The 14,447-nt window shown below is 66.9% G+C and carries 1 protein-coding gene; it reads left to right on the top strand.

The window, feature by feature from the left end:
• Nucleotides 1-9: 9 nt before the first annotated feature.
• Nucleotides 10-14,349, top strand: coding sequence for an alpha/beta fold hydrolase (locus tag ON20_RS40130; protein WP_157229180.1), 14,340 nt, complete (start codon nt 10-12; stop codon nt 14,347-14,349).
• The last annotated feature ends 98 nt before the right edge of the window (nt 14,350-14,447 follow it).

The following is a 14,447-nucleotide window of genomic DNA, read 5'->3' as shown; positions in this document are numbered from 1 at the left end:
GCAGTGCCGGTGGACGGTTCGTCGTTTCCGGATCCCGTCGCGGAGCTGCAGAACTTGTTCGAAAGTCTGCCTGATGGATTGCGGGATCTGATCGAGGCGGTGGTGTTCGGAGGAGGACTGCCGCGTGCCGACATTTCCGGGATGCGTTGGATGGTCACGGAGCTGCGGAAGTATGCCACCGCGCTCGACGGCCAATCCGAGGATGCGAAATACATTCTCGAGCAAGAAAATTCGGTAGGCACGGTCGGCGACCAGGCCCGCAAGGCGCTGAGTTTGCACCGGGATGGTGCGGCCAGGCTCGGTGACGACGCGCGCGCATTGGCCGATCAGGTGCAGGCCGGTGCCAACGAGGCGGAGAAGACGCTCTGCGTGATGCTCGCCTTCGGGATCGAGTTGGCCTGGCGGATTGTGACCGTGGTGTCCGCCGCCGCGGCGGGGGGTCCTGCCGGGCCGGTGGCGGCGGCGCCGGTGGTGGAGTCGATGCTGGTCGAGGGGCGGGGCCGGATCGCGATGCTGCGTGCGGCCCTGTTGCAGGCCTTCAAGGCGGTCGCGATGAGGATGGCGGCCCGGTCCACGGAGTTGGGGCCGCTCCGGTTGGCTGTCACGTTGGGTAAGGCCGCCGCGCTGCCCGTGGCTGTCGATGCGGGCGTGCAGGGACTGCAGGTCGCGTTCGGTGACCGCGCCTTCGCCGTGATCGGACCGAACGGCGAGAATCCGACGGGCATCGATCTGACCTCGATCGGGGTGGCGGCGTTGTCGGGTGCGGGTGGTGCGGTGGGCGGCATGATCGCGGGCCGGTTCGTGCCGAAGGTGTTTCCCCGGATCGAGAGCAGCAGATTGGCCTTGGGGTTGGTGCACGGCACGGCCGGCGCGGTGGGGGGTTTGGGAGCGGCGGCGGTGGTGACCGGCTGGCCGGAGAATTTCCATCAGGTGATCGCGCCGCTGCTCAATGGCGGTTTCGCCGGGGCCGTCTATGCGCATGTCGGTGCTCATCCGGGTTCGGGTGCCGCGGCGGGGGCGGTGGTCGACGGTGGTGGGGCCTTCATCCCGCCCGACCTGCCCGCGGCCATGCACAGCGGGGACACCGCCCTGGCGGCTCGCCCGTCGGTGGAGGTGTCTGCGGAATCGAAACATGCGTGGGAGGCTGCGAAGGCGGCCTGGGTGGCGGCTCCGGAGGCTGTGGTTGCCGGGGGTGAACGCCGGGAGGTGCCGGGGGCCGGAGCGAACGGGAACACCGCACCGCTGCGGCCCGTGGCAGTGCGGTCGCCCGTGACGCTGGGCTCGACACCTCACACCGAGGCGGCCGGTCGTGGTCCGGTCGCACCGGCTTCTGCGGCCGGGGCCACCGGTCGTTCCGAGGCCCTCGCGCCGGTCGAGCGCCCGCAGCCAGGGGAATCGGTCGCCCGCCCGAACGTGACAGCGCCGCGGCAGGTCGAGGCCGTGGGTGAAACGTCGGCGCCGCCGAAGGTTTCGATGAACACCCCGCCGCGTCCTGTGGGCGATGGGCCCGAAAGGGCTGTTGCTTCGGGCGACCACCCACCGTCGGGGAATGCGGAGCAGACTCGGACCGGGAAACAGAACATCCCGGCCGCCGGTCTCGGCCACGAGCCGTCACCCGGCACCCACCCGGACACGGGTACCGGCAACGGGCCCGAAGCGGCTGCCCCGGGCGAACACCCATCGCCAGGGAACAAGGAGCGCGCTCATGCCATAGAGCGCAATATCGCGGCCGATGAACCTGGCCACGAAACTCCAACCGGCGCCCGCCAGGCCGAGGTGGCCGGCGACAGGTCCGAAACGCCCGGCGCCGGCGAACACCGCTCGTCGGTGAGCGAGGAGCATGGCCACAGCGCGGAACAGGGCGCCCCTGCTGCTCGTCACGAGACGCCGGCCGACCCGGCCGCGGATACCGACAACCTTGCCGGTTCGCCGCCGCCGAGTGCGCGTGATCGTGCGGTCGACCTACTGATCGATTTCCACGCGAGTTCCGGTGATCGGGTGCCGGAGCACCTGCGGCTGAGCAACCTTCCCGATGAGGTGGTGAGGGCCGGGCTGTCCGACAGCGACGCTCAGAAGTCGATGATCGCGACGCTGGAGATCATTCGGCGCGGCACGATCAGCGACGCGGTGCCGGGGGGGATGGTGTTGCGGGTCGAGCAGGTGGAGGGGGTGTATGCGCTGGCCAAGCATCCGGTGGAGATGAAACCGGGCGAGGGTAAGTCGCTGATGTTCATGGCGACGGCGATGCAGCGGGCGGTGCATGAGGGATCGGTTCTGTTGGTGACCACGACCGACGGGCTGGCCCACCGCGAAGTCGAGAAGTATCGAAAGCTGTTGACCGATTTCGGCATCGACGTGTTCCGGGCCGATCAGCAGCAAGGTTTCGGGCCGGTCGCCGACGGGCGCCCGGCGATCGTGGTGGCCACCGGTGAGACGGTCGGGCATTTGTGCAATGCCGGTCACCGGCCGCCGCGAAATGTGTTGATCGACGAGATGGACGGGATCATCGACCGTGGTCAACGGCTGTTCCTGCGGTCGGAAGGGGCGGAGCAGGCCGCGCCCGAGCCGACGGCACGCGAGGTGTTCGCCGCACACGACTTCCTTGCCGACGCGCTCGAGAGCGGAGGTTTGTCCCATGAGGATTTCGGCCTCGCGCAGATCACCGAGGAAATCGGCCTGTATCCGGACGGAACCCCTGAAGTCGAGTTCTGGTACGACGGTCAGGCGGCGCTGACGCCGGAGGGACGGGCGAAGGTCGAGGCACTGCCGGGCGGGAAACAGTGGCTGGAAGGGCTGGGATTGTCGCGGCTCGAGACGGCCGCCGCCGCCGAGTTCACCACCCGCAACAAAACCCACTACGTGATGGATGCGGGCAAGATCGTCATCATCGATCAGGGCGAACACGGCCTGCAACGCAATCCGATGACCTCGAGCGAGTCACGGTGGAGCGCCGAGCCGGGTAAGGCGAGCCTGGCCCAGGCCGTCGAGGCGAAGGAGATCCGCGCTGCGGAGGCTCGCGGGATGAGCGCCGAGCAGCATCAAATCGTGGTGCGCGCCGACGCCGACTCGGCCAAGCGCATCGATGCGGTCGAAATCTACCGCAAGGGGGGCCGGTTCTTCGACGAAGTGACAGGTGCGTCGGGCACTCTCGCGGACCTGAACCCCGTGCTGGAAAAGATCTACGGTTTGGAGGGGTCACACCAGGTCGACCGGTCCCAGACGCATCGGTTGCGGGAGGGCTGCCCCGATGTGGTGGCCAACACCCGCGCCAAGTTGGACACCATCGCCGACTACGCGCACCAGATGTGGGAGGGGGGCCGCGGCCGGTTCCAGGAGATCCTGTGTCACCGCAACGACCTGGTCGACCGACAGGTGGCGGTGTTGGTGGGCAAGGGCGTGCCCAGGGAGGCAATCGAGGCGGTCGACGCCGACCGGATCGCCGGGTGGGGTGCGGACTGGGAAGCCGAGTTGCAGAAGGTCTTCGACGCCGCCGGCGAACAGGGCAAGATCCTGGTGATCAACCGCCAAGGCCAGCGCGGCGTCGACATCTCGGTGTCCGAAGAAGTGCTGGCCAAGGGCGGCATGCACGTGTGGATGACCGAGATCCCCGAGCAGTCCTACATCTACGAGCAGGCCAAGAATCGCACCGCCCGCAACGGGGACCCCGGCACCGCGCAGGTCCTGATGTCGCCGCAGGACGCGCTGATCCGCAACGCCATGCACCTACACGCAGTACGCGAGGCGGTGATCCACTACGAACAGGCCGCCGCCGCCCACCGCGCCGACCCCACCCCCGAAAACCACAACACACTCCTGTCGGCAAGCCACAACCTCGGCTCACTGACACCCGATCTGCAACAACGCGCGCTGCGGCACTCCACCGCCGACTTCGTCGGCCACCACGCCCACTCCACCGCCAACCCCGCCCTCACCCTCGCCGCCGCCGAAACCGGCACCTACCACAGCCGCATCGACCCCACCCGACCCGACGAGCAACCCGACGAGCTACCGGAGCAGGCCACACGCCTGGCCGGGCTGCTGGGCATCCCCACCCCCACCGTCACCGGCCACCTCACCGCCCCCGACCACCACGGTGCCGCCGACCCGCTGCGGGGGCTGCTCGAACAGACCGGCATCCCACCCGCGGCGGCAGAAGCCCTACAACAACACGTCACAGCGACCGCACCCGCCACAATCCTGCAACACGCCCGGTTCGCCGACGAACAAGCACTGGACCGGCTGACACTACTGCGGGACCGGCTCGCCACCGAACTGGGCCTACCGATCGCCGATATCGACGGCGCCGAAGGCCTACGCACCCTCGACCCCGCGCTGACCGAAGCCAGAAACACCCTCGCGAAAACACTGGACTACCCCCTCACCGCCGTCACCCCCGCCATCGCCCGCGACATCCTCGGCGAAGCAGTCGAGCGCCACCTGACCACCACGAACACCGTACAACCCTCCGCCCGCGACGATACCGCCCCGGCATCGGTCGACCCCGTATCGGTGGACCGGGACATCGAGAACCCGATGGCCGAGACGCCGGTGGCCGAGGATGTCGTCGCCGCGGCGTCACAGTATCTGGCCACCGCGGCCCTGTTCGACCTCGTCGTGCAGATCCACCGCCGCAGCCCCAAAAGCTGCCTCAACAACGCCGTGACCGGCATGCGGGTGCTGTGCCCCGACAACGCCCACCGCTTCGAAAAGCCCGCCACCACGCTGCAGGGCCACGACCTCGACGTGGTGCAGGAGGTGTTCGACGCCCCGCTCGAGAAGGCCGCATCGCTGGACCAAGTGGTCGAATCGTTGAAGGCCCGGCCGGGCGGCATCACAGTCCTGATCTACAAATGGAAAGACACCCCGGCCCGAAACAACGCCAACGCCGACGACCGCGCCGAATACCACATGGTGCTACTGGTCAACGACAGCACATCGGTCCGGCACCCGAACCTGGTCGTAGTCGACCTCGCGGTCTCCAGAGACGGTGACACCGACACCGACTACAGCCCCAAAGACCTCCACAACCGCCGCACACTGCTGAACAAGGCCGTCGGATTCGACGAATGGCACCACAAGCAACGAAAGTTCCTCGACAAGATCCCCACCCACAAGCAACATTTCGAGACCATCGAGTTCGACCACAACGGCAACCTCACCTCGGACCCCCGCCGAGGCGCCCCCGCCGCCGAAGCCCTGCCGCCATCCCAGCGCGCTGTCGTCCCATCGGCCATGGTGGACGAAATCAACAGGGTGTACCCCGATCGGCCGAGGCCCGAAGCGGACACGCATAATCAGCCGAACAACCCCCGCCAGGCCGAACTCGCCCTCGTCGGCAGCCGGCCATCGGAGCATCCCGGTGACCGTCAGGACGAGCGGACGCAGGAGCACGGTCCGCCGGGAGATGCGGCATCGGCCGACCGGAACACCGGTTACCTGCCGAGTCCCACCTCTGCGCCGTTGCCCGTACAGGTGATCCAGCGCGAGATCGACGAGGTGACCGAGATCCTGCGCTCACGGGTGCCGCAGGCACAGCTCGGCGATCCGAAAATCTTACGCGGGATACGACTGGCGGCCGAGGGGCTGTTCATCGGCCGGACGCGGAACGACGACGCGGACGTCGCTCGCGCCGACCGCATCCGAGACGATGCGATCGGACTGCACGAGTTCGGGGCGGTGGACCTGCGCCACAGCGGGATGAACGTCGCGGAGGACCTGCGCCACATTCTGGACAACGGCGTATTGCAAGGCGCCGACCTCGGCGAGATCATGGCGGCGATGATCGCTGCCTCCTGGAGCGATCTCGGCGACGGGCGACGCAGCGCCGACCGGCCGCGCTACGACACATCGACATCGGCGGAACTGCTCAACGCCCGTGCCCTGGCGCACGGCTATGCCGTGAGCACCGCCCGGATGCTCGGATTCGCGGTCAACGGCGCCGGATTCGACGAACGGACCGGAACCCAGCTGATCGCCTTGCCCACGGCCGTGACGGAGATGCGGCAGCGCTGGGAGGAGACCGACGACGGCGAGTTCGAGACGGCGATGCGAGTTGCCCGCTGGGTCGCGGCAGCGGGCCTGCAGACGTTGTCGGAGTCCGACGCGGTCGCCGGGTGGGTCCTGTCCGAGTGGCGCGCTCGGGGCAACGAGATTCCGGAGCGCCAGGCCCTTGTCGACCACCTTCGTGACCGCGCCGACTTCACCCACCCCGACAGCGGATACCGGGTGCCGGACGGGTGGCTGCTGTCCAACCGGGACATGCGTCGCGACCACGCCGTGAAGGCACGGGAGATCGCCGACCGGTTGGCGAGCGACCCGGGCTATGCGCCGCTGGATGCTTATCGTGACGCTCGGTCGCATGCGGTCGAGATGCGAGAGGAGTACAGCGGTTTCCGCTGGCAGTTGGTCGTCGGGCCGGTCGCCGACGCATCGGATCCCGGTGCTCTCGCCGCCACGGTCGCGGCCCGGCTACCCGAATCGGACCCCGCGCGGACGCGCGAGGCCGTCATCGATGCGGTGCCGCGACTCGCGGACCTGGTCGGGCCCTACGTCGGGAACGACTCCGTATTCGTCGTGACCGCGTCCCAGGACGCCGACGGCCGCCACCGATTGCTCGCCCAGCTGGACTACACCAGGCCGGCCGCCATCGATCCCGATCCCGGTGTGACGGTGGAGGAACTGCGTCGCGAACTGTCCGACGTGGACGGCCGCATCGATATCGGCACCGCCGAACCCTTACCGGAGGGCCAGGTCTGTCATCGTGTCCGGCTCGACCTCACTAGGCAGCGGATCCTGGTGTGCTGCAGCCAATGGGGGGCCGGCGGGACAGGTATGGCCACGTTGAACGTGTCGCTGTGCGAGGGACTGGCGCAGGCCGGGCACGAGGTGATCGTCTGGGCGGAAGAGGTGATCGTCCAGGCGGAAGACGTCGAGAGCGATTTCCGGCCCCCTGATGTGGAGGCATCTCTCACCGCCGCTGTCGGCAGTCCGCGTCTGCCGAGGCTGGTCGACAGGTACGCCGACGATTTGCCGCAGCCGGTGGATCTGGTGATCGTGCATGATGCGGACGACGGCCTCGAGGCGGCGCTCGAGGCCGAGATGCGGTATCCCGCCGCGAAACTCGTGAGTGTCCACCACCTGACACCTATGCTTTGGGAAAGACTCAGCGACAATCCGGAACAAGGCCGTTCCAAGGTTGCGGCCGGTATCTACATGGCGCGGCGCGCACATCTGGTGACGGGCTTGGGGCCGGTGCTCGCCATGGATGCGCTGTCGGAAGCTGTCATGGCGGGGCGCGGCTCGGTGCACGAACTGCGGCCGGGTCTGGCGATGGTCGAGCAGCCACAGGTCCCCTCACCCGGCGACCCGGCCCGGATTCTGCTGTTCGGTCGGTTGGAAGACCCGTTGAAAGGTGTCAAGGAGATCGCCGGGGTGGTGGGGCAGCTGCGCGCGCAGGGGCGTGACGTGCGGCTGGTGGCTCGAGGTTACTCGGGGGATGACGCGGAGTTGGTCGAACTGATCGGTGACCCGGCTGCGGTCGAGCTGAAGCCGCATACGTCGGATCTGGAGGAACTGCAAGCCGATATCCGCTCGTCGACCGTCGTGGTGATGCCGTCGCGGGCCGAGGGGTTCGGCCTCGTCGCTACCGAAGCAATCGAACAGGGTGTGCCGGTGGTGGTGCCGTCATCCAGCGGAGTGGGCCGCTTCCTCGCGGATATCCCGGAGTACCGTGTGTGGGCGGAGCGATTCAACCTGGTCGAGCAGCCTCTCGGTGCGAAGCCGGACGATACGGCGTGGGTGGCCGCACTCGGTGCCATACTCGCCGATGTGCCCGCCGCGTGGGCGGCGGCCCGCCGGCTGCAGGAACAGCTGCGGCCGTTCACTCGCGTCCGCAGCGCGAAGATGCTTCTGCACGCGGCACTGAACGTCGACCCGCACCCTCGGCCGGAGATCTGGCCGTCGCGGACCCAGGTGTCGGTCGAATCCGGGCAAGTGGTGGTTCGCGGCGAGGGCGAAGACTACGAGCTGATACTCGCCGTGGCCGACGCGATGGAAACCGACCCTCTGGTAGAGGGGGCCATCATCCGCGGTGCGGACGTCGTGTTCGCGCCGCCCCGGGAGCCGACGTTCCTCCGGCCCGCGGACGACGACGAGCGGTTGTTCGCGCCGCCCCGGGAGCCGACGTTCCTCCGGCCCGCGGACGACGACGAGCGGTTGTTCGCGCCGCCCCGGGAGCCGACGTTCCTCCGGCCCGCGGACGACGAGGAGTGGTTGTTCGCGCCGCCTCCGAGAACTGCTGTGCAGCAGGATGATTCCCGCGAGAGATTGCTGCGGGCGTTCGTGGCGACGGTGTTCGAGCAGGGGTTCGACGCAACCACCGTCGACGGTGTCTGTCTACGTGCGCAGGTCTCCCCCGAGATCTTCGACGACTACTTCCTGAGCACGTATTCTGTCTTCGCCGAGGCGCATGAGGAGGCACTGAGCAATTTAACGCAGCTGGTCATCGACGAGGTGCGTGTCGTGCCGGCGTCGGACCGCGCCGCTCGCGTCGCTGCCGCGGTGGATACGTATGTGACTGCTTTGGCCGCACGCCCGGCTACGGCGCGCATGCTGCTGGTCGAGGGGTTCACCCTCACCCCGGAAGAGCGCGCCGAGCGAACCGTGGAGACGACGGAAGCGATTGCCACCACACTCGCGACCGTCTTCGACGAGCGGGTCGTCCCCGAGCGCGGGCTTCCCGCCTTGGCAGCAGCGGTCCACGGGATTCTCGCCGACTGGGCCGTGACCGGCGACACCGCCGCCCTACCGGCCCTCCGCCGAGATCTTGCCGACCTCCTCCGGATCGGCACGATGACACCGGCCGTGAACCTCGCCGCCACCCCGGACGTCCTGCCCCCGGTCTCTCGGCCTCATCGGGAACAGCTGCAAGGTGCCCCGGTCGCACCAGCAGAACCCGATCAGAGGGAATGGATACTGACGCAACTGATCGCGGTCGCAGCCGAACTCGGCTACACCGAGATGTCTCCGTACGATGTCAACTGGAGTGCTGGGGTATCCATCGAGAACCACCAGGAATTGTTCTCCGACAAGCAGGCCGGATTCGAGGCTGCCTGCGTCGCGGCCATCGAACGCCTGCGAACCGCCACCCGGGCAGCCATGTCCGACACACTGGGCGGCGACGTGCGATCGCGACTGGAGGCCGCGATCCGCGCCTATCTCACCGTCCTTGCCGCCCATCCGGCCGAGACGCGCGTGCTGCACCTGGACCTCCCCGCATTCGGCCCGCTGCACGACCGGCATCGGGCGATGCTGGCCGAACATCTCTCCCGGGCCGTCGACGAGATCGACGACCGTGCCGGCCGGCTCCTCGCCTCTGCCGTGTCGGGAGTCGTCACCAATTGGATCGTCTCCGAAGAGTCCGCCATATTCGAATTCCGAGTGCCCGGCGATGGCGAGTCCGCGCGGATCGAAGCCCTGCCCGAGGTCGCGCCGGTGGTGACCGCCTGGGCCCATGTTCTCCTCACCGACACCGCCGGGACGGCCGACGCGGCATCCACCGCGGCGGGCGCGAGGTCCCCGGTCGGGGACGAAGGCGAACTCGGTAACCACCAGGAGATGAGTGAGGGCGACGGTCTGCAGGGTCTCATCGGCAGCCGACCATCGGAGGACCCAAGCGAGCCGCGACCGGACGAGCCTGCCGACGCAAGGTCCTCGGCCGGGGACGACAGTGCGTTGGGCGACGGCCTGCAGGTGCCCGGGGAGACGGGCGAAGACACTCGGTCGACACCGTGGACGGACCGGTCGGCGAGGCAGGGCCCCGCCGGCGAACCGATCGACGGCACGATCTTCGTCGCCGACACACTTATCAACTCTCCTATCAACGTTCCGCGCATACGCCCCTACCAAAACGGAGACGACCGCTGGACACCGCCCTATCACGAGGTCGTCGACGCCTTCGTCGCCTACATCGGGAACGACAACAGACCGACCAACCGCACTGCGGCCGAGCGTGCTGCGGCTCGACGTAGGGACGGTTGCATCGGCCGGGTAGCCCGAGTGGTGTCGGCGCTGGGAAGCGACGAAGCACGCGAGGTCGAAGAAGGTAGAAAAGACTGGCGCGCTCTGGAAACCGCCATTGCCGCAGAGCTGATCAAGGTCGAGCTGACACCGCATACCGACGATCCCCTGGCATCGATCGTCGAAGCCGTCCACCACCGACAGAACGGCGCCGACACCGCCGTCATCGTCGTCGACGACGGCACCACAGCACACGGCTATGTCATCACCAACGTCGACGGCACCATCGTCGTCTTCGACACCAACATCGAAGACCCCGACACCCGGGTACGAACACTCGACCGCTGGAGACAGTCCTACCCGCACATCGAAGAAGCCTTCGTCGCCTTCCTGCGAAACGACAACGGCACACTGTCGGCCCTCAACGAACCAGCACCCGACCACACCGACCGAGCACACCCACGACACGACATCGAAGGCCCACCCGCCAACGGACACGAGGGAACCCCGTCCGACGACAGCAGGAAGGACGACGGCGGGAAGGACAACGGCAGAAAAGACACACCGAGCAAACCCGTCGGAGACACACCGAAGCCGCGACGACGCACACCCTGGAGTCCGACGCCACCGTGGTCACGCAAGGACAAGAGCCGAAAGGGGGAAGCGCACACCCCGCATGAACTCGAACGTACCTCACGCACCCTACCTCGCGACGACGCCACCGAAGAATCACCCGGCCCAGCGGCCGCGCCGGACAGGCATAACAGTGAACGCGAGCAGGTGTCCGCGTCACCGACCGACAAGCAGAGCGCCGTCGAGTCCGACCGCACCGACAGCGGACCGGCCGCCGCCTCCCTGCGCGCCAATCGACCGTTGCGACGGCTGCTTAGCGGCCTTGTCGCGAGCGCGATCGGCAGCAGCATTATGTCGGCAGCTCTGCCTCTATTGACGTTGGCCGAGACCGGGTCGACTACCGTCGCGGGTTGGGTCACGTTCGCGTTGACCGCGCCCACTGTGTTGTTCCCGATCGCGGCGGGAGTCGTTGCCGACCGTTTCAACCTCGGACGAACCATAATGGTGGGCCAGGCAGCCGGATTCGCGCTCGCTACTACCGGATGCGTCCTGGTCCTCCTCGGAGCGCCGCATCTGGGACTGGCACTGGCCGGGCTGGCATTCGTCGAGAAGACGGCGGCGATATTCACCGATGCCAGCGGCAAGCTTGCGGTGCGAGCCTTGGCGGGCACGAAGCAGGAGGACAAGGACAAGGCCTTCGGGCTCAACGAAATGCGCAAGTACTCAGCGTCGACCCTCGGCCGGTTCCTCGGCCCGGCGTTGCTCGTCGTTGGGAGCTTCATGCCGTTCGCGGTCAATGCCGCGTGCCATGCGTTCGGCTTCGAAACGGTGAGGAGACTGCGGGCGCACTTCCCGCCGCAAAAGCGTCGAGAACGCGAGCGTGTCACGCTGCGTGACGGTATACGTGCGCTGTGGAGGAACCGCTTTCTGCGCAACGCCACAGTCGTGACGGCCGTCGCCAATGCGATGTGGGCCGTATTCACCCTACGAACCACCGCACTGGTTTACGAGGCGGCTCTGCCGGGCTGGGCGGCCGGAGCAGTGCTCGGTGCAGGAGCTATCGGCGGGGTCGTGGGCCCGCTGCTGGCGGGTCGGCTGACTGGTCGCACCGACATGAACATCAAGCGTCTGTACCCGGGCATGTTGGCATCGTTTACCGGCCTGGCAGTGATCCAAGCGCTCTTCCCCAATCCGTTCGTAGCGGGTGCGGCAGCGTTCGGCGTCTCCTTCGTCGGTGTGTCCTCCAACGTCGGACTCGAAGTCCACCGGGCGCAATCGGTGCCGGAGAGGATCCTCGGCCAGACGGGCGGCATCGCGAGCACGATAAGTGGGACAGGCGTTGCGTTGGGCGGGCTCGCCGGAGGTTATCTGTTGTCGATGCTCGGCATCGGTGGCGGGGGCTGGGTTGCGGCAACCGTAGTGGGTGTGGTCTCGGGGGTTGGGGTCATCGAATTCCTCTGGTCCTCGCGGAAAGACCGAAGCGAGGATACGCAACGAGCGGTCGAGCTGGCGAACAAGGCGAACGAGCGCGCCAAGGAATTGCAGCGGATACGGGTCGGTCTGCACGAACAGATCAGGGCGAAGATATTCAACGAAACAATGCTCGGCACGGCAGTGCCGCCACGCCGGCGCACCGAGGCTTTGTCGCAGGCCGAGTGGGAGAATGTCAAATGGACAGAACGAATTCAGCACAACCTTGACCAAAGCACCTTGCAGCACGAGTTGGTCGTATTGCGTAATATCCTCTGGTGGCTGCAGCGCGAGGCCGATCTCGGCGAACTCGAGCGGCGGTATCTGGAGATGGCGTCGGGAATACAGGTTTCCGAACCGGTCGAGCCGACTACCGCGACGCCGGATCCGGGCGAACCGCTCGACCCGGAGATCATCGAGGCTCGTGGACCGGCGCACGGGTGGCCGGTGTTCGTGGTGAACTATTCATCCGATGAGTTCGGTCGTCTCCCTCATGACTACATGCTGAGAATGTACGACGTGCGATTGATCTCGGTCGACGTGCGGGCACAGCAGTCCGACGAGGCAGCAGCCGATCTCCGCGGCCTCGCCGACCGGCTCGGAATAGACCACTTCTCCATCGTCGGCCGATTCGAGGGGAGAACATTCACCGAAGACATGGCCGAACTGCTCGGAGATCGAGTGCATCGCGTGGCGGCACTCGTTCCCCGCGTCCCGGCCGCCGAAGAATTTCTGAGCTGGTATGAGGTATTGGGTGAACTCGATGCCCACACGACGGAGCAGTTTCCGAATATCGGGGTCTGGTTCCCGGCCGACAGTGGCTCGATGAGGCGCCGTCTGCGGGTGCACGACATATTGCCCTGGCTTTCCCGCCCGGGAAGTGATGTCGGTGAACCCGCTACCCGAACGACTGCCGTGCGGCCGGATAGCGCGCAGCGAATCCGTTTCGACGAGGCCATCGTGGATGAGTTGTACGCACCTCCCGATCCATTGGAACAGTCCCGGCTTCCCGATCAATACGTGGTGGTGGCTCCCGGCAGAGGCGTGGCGTTCAACGAGTACGGTCCGCCGTCAGGGCGACCGGTGGTGTTGTTGCCCGACGTCCCCGGTTCACGCTTGGATCCCCGACCGTCCGATGACGATTTGGACCGGCTCGGTATCAGGTTGATCGTGGTCGACCTACCAGGCACCGGGTTCTCGATAGGGCCATCGGAGCGGACCGTTCGTGAGGTCGCCGCCGATATTCTCGCTGCGTTCGCCGCTCGGGGACTTTCCACCTTTTCAGTCGTCGGGCGCGGTCTCGGCGGCCCGGTTGCCCTGACCATGGCAGCGCTGGCTCCCGAACCGTTGGACCGAGTCGTGGTGATGGCCGGGCCCGGCCACCCTCATCCCGAGACGGGCCTGGATACCACCGGTATGACCGCCGACAATGCCGCGATATTCGCGTCGAGCGACGATCTCGATATCCAACGCACTCTCTTCGCGGCGGAGCTGCGAATAGAGCAGGACCCCGAGGGCTACGTGGCCGAACTCACACCACAACTGCCTCCCTCAGACCAGGAAATCCTCAATGACACATTCTGGCGTCGCCAATTCGTGAAATCGCTTGGGGAGGCGTTTCGACGCCATACCGGCGGTTGGGCCGGGATTGTCCGATCAACCAGAAACCCTTGGGGTATCGACCTGGCCGACATCCGGGTCCCGGTCCTGTTCGTGCACGGCACCGACGACAACGTCATACCGGCGACACACGCGCAGGGTAATCTGGCCGCAATTCGAGGTGCCTCGATGATAGTGAAAACGGGCGTAGGTCATTTCGGCATGCTTCCGGCTACCACTGAGGCATTGCGGTGGATCAACGGCGAATTGGAACAACCGAGAATCGTCGACGACGGTATCCTGATCCGCCCTCAACATTCCGAGGAGGATGTGGCGGCCGCTCGAAGTCATGTCCGACAACAGCTCGAAGGCTGGCCGGTCGACGCTGTCGAGGCCGCAGAGGTGTTGGTTGCCGAGCTGGCCGATAACATGCTCGCCCACACCGACGGCGATGGCCGGGTGCACGTTGTCGTCGGTGACGACACAGCGCGAATCATGGTTCACGACGGGGCCGACGAGGTCTTCTCGGCCGGCCACACCGACACGGAACGACTGCCGTGGTGGTCGCTACGGAGCGGATTCGTCGCCACCCATGGTGTGATCCGACATGGTTCCGGCGAGGGCAAGACGGTCTGGTTCGAGATTCGGAAACCGAACGCCGCCGGCGCCGCGGACAAGCCGGTTCGATAGACGGGAGGGATGGAGAACCGACAGCGAATGAGGGGAGCAGCGGCCGCAGGGTGCCACCGGTCATAGGTTTCACCCCATCAGGGGCGAAACCGCAGTTC

The sequence above is a fragment of the Nocardia brevicatena NBRC 12119 genome (genome assembly GCF_000308495.1).
In the GTDB taxonomy this organism is placed as follows: domain Bacteria; phylum Actinomycetota; class Actinomycetes; order Mycobacteriales; family Mycobacteriaceae; genus Nocardia; species Nocardia brevicatena.
The sequence above is the reverse complement of the archived record's forward strand: the minus strand, read 5'-3'. Positions and strand labels throughout refer to the sequence as shown.